At 34.6% G+C, this 7,443-nt stretch carries 6 protein-coding genes and 1 pseudogene; 1 reads left to right on the top strand and 6 read right to left on the bottom strand.

Annotated features, from left to right (window positions below; translation table 11 throughout):
- Positions 1-907: 907 nt before the first annotated feature.
- The 6 genes and pseudogenes from K737_RS06675 to K737_RS00940 form a co-directional block, all read right to left on the bottom strand.
- Entirely contained in the window at positions 908-1,813 is a 906-nt protein-coding gene (locus K737_RS06675) for an RluA family pseudouridine synthase (protein WP_006287850.1), read from the bottom strand.
- Between the two features lie 435 nt (positions 1,814-2,248).
- The gene (locus tag K737_RS00960; RefSeq protein WP_006287852.1) at positions 2,249-2,746 is read right to left on the bottom strand and encodes a hypothetical protein; all 498 of its coding nucleotides are present in this window, start codon (positions 2,744-2,746) and stop codon (positions 2,249-2,251) included.
- Positions 2,747-2,823: 77 nt separating this feature from the next.
- The gene (locus K737_RS00955) at positions 2,824-3,324 is read right to left on the bottom strand and encodes a disulfide bond formation protein B (protein ID WP_235075646.1); all 501 of its coding nucleotides are present in this window, start codon (positions 3,322-3,324) and stop codon (positions 2,824-2,826) included.
- 171 nt (positions 3,325-3,495) lie between these two features.
- Positions 3,496-4,902 (bottom strand): dihydrolipoyl dehydrogenase, encoded by a 1,407-nt coding sequence (gene lpdA, locus K737_RS00950; RefSeq protein WP_035543317.1) that lies wholly within the window; start codon positions 4,900-4,902, stop codon positions 3,496-3,498.
- 242 nt (positions 4,903-5,144) lie between these two features.
- The gene (locus tag K737_RS00945) at positions 5,145-6,050 is read right to left on the bottom strand and encodes a hypothetical protein (RefSeq protein WP_006287856.1); all 906 of its coding nucleotides are present in this window, start codon (positions 6,048-6,050) and stop codon (positions 5,145-5,147) included.
- Positions 6,051-6,635: 585 nt separating this feature from the next.
- Positions 6,636-6,806 (bottom strand): annotated as a pseudogene (locus tag K737_RS00940) (transposase); the annotation flags it as partial.
- Between the two features lie 122 nt (positions 6,807-6,928).
- Between K737_RS00940 and K737_RS00935 the strand changes: the two are divergent.
- The gene (locus tag K737_RS00935; RefSeq protein ID WP_024161337.1) at positions 6,929-7,135 is read left to right on the top strand and encodes a helix-turn-helix domain-containing protein; all 207 of its coding nucleotides are present in this window, start codon (positions 6,929-6,931) and stop codon (positions 7,133-7,135) included.
- The last annotated feature ends 308 nt before the right edge of the window (positions 7,136-7,443 follow it).

Here is a 7,443-nt window from a genome sequence, read left to right as displayed (position 1 = left end):
TACAAGGCTAGAAAGAAACTGCATGGCTTCAAAATTCCATTATTTCAATTTACATGAGATCTAAAGAAATCTTTTATTAAAACATTAATTATTATTTCAGGAGGGGATTTCAATGCTGTTAAACATTTATTTTGACACTTTCAACACTTATGCCCTACCCCCCAACCTGAAAACCCCATCGAATAATGAATATGTGCGCAATAATCGATTTTTTGTCTCTGTCAAAGAGTTTTACAAGAGGTATGCTGCATTTTTTCGACCAAACCTGGGACAACGTCGTCATGGATCTTGTCGACCGCGTCAATGACAACTTTCAACGCATTAATCCAACACTTTCAGTTTGATTTGGTATATGCCACTCCTAAACGCTGTTTTGCATATCTTTACCAGAAGCGCTGACTTCTAACTTCTTAGCCCTTTCGTAGCACCTGTCTGGAAATTCTTCTATACAATTTTTCTGTGTCTAATTTTGTCCATGGTTTATTCTTTTTGTTGAAATCCTTCAAGAGTTTTACTCTATCTCACTACTGCTGATTTAGATATGGAAAATCTAGCGGCTATTTTTTCAAATGATAAACCGTGCTTTGGTTTTAATACTTTTTTCGAAAATCTAATGAAGATGTCATAACTTTAATTATATAATTTATTACATAATTATCATAATTATAATTTTATCCAGCTCCATTGTTATATTCTTTTTATCATGTTTTGGCTATATATGTACAGCGCAAAGTCTGCACATACAGTTTAAAAATTGATACAGATGTCGCTTGTTTAGAAAAAGAACGCTTGAAAATGTATTATGCTTAAGTTGATTTTGCACAATTTCCTTATTTACTTTTTTGAAAATATCAAGAACGTAGATAAGTAGAGAACAATTTTAAGAATTTTATATTTCTCCTTAAGATCAAGAAAAGTAAGTAAAAAATTCATCTATAGGTGGGCAATCTACCAAAATAGGACTTTCGTTATAAAAAAACGCGAGGCTAAAACTGTGTAATTTTAAAGAACTTGCTGAACAATCCAAAAAAGATTTTCCATACACATTATCACCAATAATAGGGTGACCAAGGTGACTTAAATGCGCGCGAAGCTGATGTTTTCTTCCTGTATGCAAAGAAAGCTCTAACCAAGAGTAGTCAAAAGGAACTCTGTAAACACCGCGTCGAAAATACTCAGTATGACAAACTAAAGATTTAGGAGTTTCTGGGAGACAAACTCTTGTACCAAAAGGGTGATTCACAAGGGGAAAACGAATGTGCCCTTGATCTTTCTGAACCCGCCCATGAACCAAAGCCCAATACCGTTTTTGAATTTTTCGTTCTTTCATCAGCTTACCTAATGCCGAAGCTGAACAAGGAGTTTTTGCTATAATTAGTGCACCACTAACAAATTTGTCTAAACGATGAACAAGATACACAGGGCAACCCGCCCATTTTGACATAAGGTCATCTACGCTTAACGTCTGACTTGTTCCTTTTTGACAAGGAATTCCAGCGGGCTTTCTTATAATCCAAAAATCTTCATGGGTATAAATAATCCAACGCGAAACCTTTTCTTGCCAATACGCGCACAACTTTTCTTTAGAAGGTTCAAGAATGCTCATTTTTTTTAACCATCCAGGATACACATAAACCTCATCAATTTGCGATAATCGATAACTTGATGAGACTTTTTTACGATTAACACGAATATCTCCCGTGCGCAAAGCTTTTTGAATGGCAGAGTAAGAAATTTGAGGCCATTCGTAATGCACCCACTTGTCAATCCTTTGATCTAGGCGGGTCACGGAAAAGTAAGATTCTTGATTCATACACTTATATAAAATACACGAGCATCTTAACTTTATCATATTCTAAAAAAAATTCAATTATTGTTTTTAATAAAAAAACACTTCAATTTTTACCCAAAATATTATTCTAAGAGACGAAAGTAAATGTTTTTTTATTCTATTGCTATTGTTTTTAAAATTAGATTTTTTTTTCTAAGAATCTACCGTCCTTACTTAACGATAGATTTAGATTTATTAACTTTTTTTAAGAACAAAAAATTAGTGGACTCTGGAACGTTTTGCAAGGCCTTGATTGTATTCTTTTTCGTATCAAAAAATAGGATAAAAAGAGAATTACCGCTCTTTCTATCCCAAGTCGTAAAGTTGTAATATTTTTTTAAATCAACAAAAAAATCTTAAAATTTAAAATTTTCTCTCTGATTCGGGTAATTAAATTATTTAATCTTTTTTATTTTCTTAATTTTCTTGAAGATTAGATGGAGAAAGAGCTTGTTCAACAAAACTTTCACATCTTTCTCTAATTTCCTTTAATTCTTCTGGATTATATATACTTCCGGCTTCTCTTCGAATGTTCTCATTTTTCTTTTCTCTGATTTTTGAGCAGATCTTTTTTTTCTCTTCTACTACTAATTCAAAAAAATCTTCTTGAGAAATATTATATTTTTCAGATAAGACAATAAAAGCTTCTTTGATTAGACTCAGCTTCTCTGAATCAGGAATTCTATAAGTATTGACTATATCACTTACTTTTTCTAACGTTTTATACAATTTGTCCAAATCTGAATTACGATAATCCTGGACGTGTTCTGGCTTTATAAAATAAGTTCTCCAATCTTCTTTAAAGTCTTCAAAATCTCTCAAAACTGATCCAACGTTCTCTTTTCCTGAAAATCCTTCTTGCGTATTTATAAGAAAAAATCCAAAAAGTAATAACAAATTTTTAAAAGAATTCATCTTTTTATTTTTCTTAGCAAATTACAAAATGATATTACTATAAAATCATTTAAAAAAAATAATTTTTTTTCTAATATTTATTTTGTAAATCTTTTTAAAGAGTAATATTTCTTAGAAGTTTTAAGAATCTTCCATAATATTATTAGACACCCTGTTGTAAAAAAAGTAAATAAAAAATAAACTGCAGAAATTCCTAATACTTTTAACGTAATTTCATCACAAGAAACTCCAGGTTTTGATAAGAAATTTTCCATTTGAGCATTTAACGTGTCTCCAGATGGAACTGGTGCTTTACAAAAAGATGCTAAGGGGAGCCAATGATTTTGAACCGAAAGGTGATAAAAGGTCACTCCCCCCCCCAAACACCACAATCCAAAAGCTATCCAGCTAGATGATGCGTAAACGGTCCAAGTCCCAGTAATCATTAGTAAGGTTCGCTCTACATGACATAATGTGCACCCAGTATACCCAAAAAAATAATCCAAAATGTATGCAAAGATCGCCATCATAAAAGCAATCCCCCCTAAGGCACGTATTAAGGTATTCCAAGAATACAGTTGACTCGTTCTTACATCCAACATGATTTTCAAAAATTTTACTTTTTAGACTTCTCCCCATTATAATAGAATACTTTCAAAATTTTCTTTATTCCTTCTAAAAAAGTTTCTGAAAAGTTTTGATTTAATTCCCCCTATAAAAAAACGAGTTGATAAAAATTTTTTTACCTTTAATCGCCCCAATATCTTAGCTTACGCGTGAAGTGCTCGTCCTTGAGCAGAAAGTACGGCTTCGTGCAACATTTCGCTCATCGTTGGGTGAGGAAAAATAACATCAGAAAGCGCCTCTGGAGTTGCTTCTAACTTTTTTGCCACTAAAAGAGAACTTAGCAACTCAGGACTGCCTTGTCCAAAAAGATGTGCACCCAACAACTCTCCTGTGTCCTCTTCGAAAATAACCTTAATTAACCCAGAACCTGAGCCTTGCGCTAATGCTTGACCGTTTCCGGAAAAAGGAAACCGTCCAATGCGCACAGCATGGCTCTTTCTGGCTTTTTCTTCTGTGAGCCCAAAACTTGCCAAAGGAGGCAAAGTATAAATACATCCAGGAATAGACAACGGATCAATGCTATGCTTTTTTCCCGTGATTATGTACTCTATACAAGCTATACCTTGATGACTGGCAAGATGCGCAAGCCAAGGCGCGCCAATAACGTCTCCGATTGCGTAAATATTAGGCTGTAAAGTTTGAAACATTTCGTTTACAACGATGTGCCCTTGAGAAACCTGAACTTTCGTTTTCTCTATTCCTAAATTTTGTACGTTCCCCGTAACACCTATAGCAACCAATATTCGATCTGTTTGGGCGCATCCATTCCAAAGCTCAACTTTACTCCCATCTTTGCAACTCATTTTTGCAGAAATTTTTCCCTGATTGACTTCTGCAGATAAGAGCTCCATTCCTAGGTGGAATTCCATCCCCTTTTCTTTAAAGGCTTTGTAAGCCATATCTCTGCATTCACTATCTTCACAGGGTAAAATGCAAGGTCCTTGCTCTAAAATAGTGACTTTTGTTCCTAATTCTTGATAAAATGATCCAAATTCCATACCAATAGCTCCGGCACCAATAATCAGCAAACGTCCTGGAAGAAACTCTGGAGTCATAGCGGCACTGGCATTCCAACGAATGGACTGGGGAATATCCAAGGGAAGATGTTTTGGTTTTGCCCCAGTAGCAAGAATTAAATTTTCAACTTCTAAAAATGGGATGTCCAGACCAGACACTTGAACCAAAATATTATTAGGAAAACACGCTTCTATGTGGGCTCTTCCTTTTATTACGGTAACGTTGTGTTTTTTCATTAATCCTTGAAGACCGCTAGAAAGAGTTTGAGAAACTTGTCGAGAACGCGCAACCATCTTTTGAAGATCGAACGTTTTTCCCTGAACGAAAATGCCGTGCTGAGACATTTTTTCAAGATCTCCCCACAATTGAGCACTTTTCAAAAGTGATTTTGTGGGAATACACCCCCAATTAAGGCAAACCCCACCTAAGTTAGCTTCTTCTATAAGCACTACAGAGCGCTGAAGTTGAGCAGCCCTAATAGCAGCCACATAGCCCCCCGGTCCTGCACCAATAATCCCAATATCGTATTTCAATTTTATTTCTCCCAGTGGCGGATCAACATACACGATAATAATTTTGTAATTCTATCAATTTTTTAAGTACTCTGTCTAGAGGGTGAAAAATTCTTACTTAAGAACAAATCTAAAAAAAATTAAATAAGATATTACTTTTTAGACTGGAAATTTTCAATCATGATACGCTATCACCATGTATACAATGGTAGAAATTTTTTGTACTCTTTCCAGTCATCCATTGATTAGTTTTAGAACAAGCCTTAGTGATTATTTAGGTACAAATACATTTCTTCCATAATCGCTTTGCTAATGGATTGATTTTTTTCTACTAAAATATCGTACTGCGCGCCGCTTCCTTGTTGCATCAAATATAACCAGTGTTGCGCCCCCTCACACTTAAAAAACCTATTCTTTTGAGGTGAGTCTGAAAAATTTAAAAAATCTTCTGTAAAAATAGCAATGTTTGTTTTTAGGTGCTGAGATACTATTTTAAAAAATGCATCTCCATTGGGAAGACTAAACGTTTGCCCTCCATCTGCTTTAACTAATCCAGACCACTCATCAATTACACTTTTTGAATTTTCTGCTAAATAAGTAAACTCTTTAAAAAGATCGAATTCCGTTTCTTCTATTTTTCTAAATTGTTCGAAAGGATCAAGCTTTTGAAGCACATCTAGACACTCTGCCACGCTATCATAGTCATCTTGGGAATTTAATATTTTTTTTTGAAGTTCTGATATGTACTCACTCATGATACCAATCATATCTTCTGGAACAATCCCTAAATGATGCCATAAAGACAATCCCTCCCGATGCCCTGGTACTTTTATAAAATTTTTCTTTTCTCCATTGTCATTTTCAAAGGAATATTCAGGAAACTTAATCTCTGTTTTTTTGTCCTCAAATTCACTCCAAGTAATTTCTTTACTCATGTTAGAGTAATCTTTTTCCCAAAACTTTTCCTCACCGTCTCCAAACTTCGTACTTTTGTGTGATGGAATGCCATCCTCTCCTCTTGGACGAATGATTTGAGTCTGCGTGTTTTGCTCGTATCTATTGCTTTGGTTTGGGGCGATGGGGATCGATTTTTCTGGACTTTTTGCATATACAGAAGATGCAACTTCAAAAAAAATAACGCCTAAGATAAAACTTTTTATTTTTTTCATTTAGAAAATGAAATTGATTTTTACTTATTAAGTGTATTTTACTTTCAAATCTCTGTCAATAAAAAAATAATCACATGAATATTTTAAACTATTTATAAACAAAAAATATTTTCTATTAACTCATTAATAAATAAAATCATAAAAAAAACAGGCTGTGTCCTTAATTAAGCCTAAGGACAATTGAGGCCAAGTGAATAGCGCCCAGAAGCTTTACAGACGTTTTACCATAGCACGGGGCAATGGTGCGGTGTTGCTTTAAGTTTAGAAAAAAAATCTCAATCAAATGATGGAATTTATAAAGATGTGTACCATAATAATGAAGGCTTTAAACGATTCTTTTTAGGTGGGATAACGGCTTTACGCCATTTTTCTTTAAGTTGTTACGTTCATTGGAAAGCGCTGCATTAGTCTTCACGAGCCCCTCCAGTTCATGGTCTTAGTTCATGGTCTTAATTTTTTGTCAAGCGCAAAGCTATGAGATTACTGGTGGAATTTTCTTGGGCATCGCAGATTGCACTATATGGCTTGATTCCAATCTTTTTTAGCGCCAGCGCTGTGTTGATGGGCATACACACTCGTTCATTGGATGGCTTTGAAATCGCCAAATACTAAATCCCTCCACGGAATTTTTGTACGATATCGGTAAAAAACTGCCTCTACAAACAGGTGATTGTCTTTGTCTGCATCCTCTTGTTTTCCAAGCAAAAGATCTTTTATTTTATCCCACTGATCATCCCAAAACGCATTCAGTCTTATTTAACTTACTTCTTTTTTTCATTTTTATTAAATTTTCGAAGATTTTAACTAAAGATACTTTTTGTTAAAATCAGTAAAAGAAGTCTTTTAAAAGTCTCTAAAAAAGATTGTATGTAAAATTTGTGAATATTAAGAGTGCTTTAAAAGCGGTTGTGTTCGAGGGATTCAGCGGTACAAATGTAAAAGATGTGGAAAAAATTTCACGAGGTGTGCCCGAAAAAGACAAGCTCCAAGCTCTTGTTTTATACGCAAGCGGCTTTTCAATGAACCGAATTGCTCAGCGTTTTGGTGTCAGCGCCACCGCTGTTTTGAAGGGGGGCACCTTATAATCAAGGCTATGCGCCAAAGTTGAGCCCTCCCCAGAAGACAAGGAAATCGATCAATTTTTGCATTATTAAAAAAAGAAGCAAAAATTTGGATTTTTAAAGCTTGGATTTCTAAATCCTAGGATCGTGCAGGGCTTATCGATTAGGACTTGGTGATCACTCCAAACATTCAAACGACTTTTGAACAATTAAAAAAATGGAAAATTTGCGGAAATCATTGGGCAGATTTTAATAAAATTATTCCAAGCACCCACCCCTTTCAGGGAAAAGAAAAAACCTTTTCCATTGAACAAAATAATGCTCGGCATTGC

This window comes from Holospora undulata HU1, assembly GCF_000388175.3.
Classification (GTDB): Bacteria; Pseudomonadota; Alphaproteobacteria; order Holosporales; family Holosporaceae; genus Holospora; species Holospora undulata_A.
Note: the sequence above shows the minus strand (reverse complement) of the source record. Positions and strands in the feature narration are given on the sequence as shown.